Origin of the sequence: Vibrio sp. 10N.222.49.C9 (assembly GCF_041474985.1) — a bacterium.
In the GTDB taxonomy this organism is placed as follows: domain Bacteria; phylum Pseudomonadota; class Gammaproteobacteria; order Enterobacterales; family Vibrionaceae; genus Vibrio; species Vibrio crassostreae_C.
Genome location: NZ_JBFRVD010001314.1, coordinates 1 through 309, shown reverse-complemented (window position 1 = coordinate 309; position 309 = coordinate 1). Strand labels below are relative to the sequence as shown.

Here is a 309-nt window from a genome sequence, read left to right as displayed (position 1 = left end):
CACTTACGCATCATGATACAGCCTTCAACTACTAATGCTGCGGTTGCTACACCCCACTCTTCAGCGCCAAGTAGTGTTGCCACTGCAAGGTCACGAGGAGTTTTCATTTGGCCATCAGACTGAACAACGATACGGTTACGTAGACCGTTCTTCAGTAGTGTTTGGTGAGTTTCAGCTAGACCTAGCTCCCACGGCAAACCAGTGTGACGGATAGACGACATTGGCGATGCACCTGTGCCGCCATCAAAGCCAGCAATAAGAACCACGTCGGCTTTCGCTTTCGCTACACCTGATGCGATCGTACCTACA

1 protein-coding gene is annotated in these 309 nt (G+C 50.8%); it reads right to left on the bottom strand.

Annotated features, from left to right (window positions below; genetic code table 11):
- A partial coding sequence (locus AB4585_RS28075; RefSeq protein WP_372172045.1) for a glutamate synthase-related protein occupies positions 1 to 309 on the bottom strand: 309 nt, incomplete at both ends.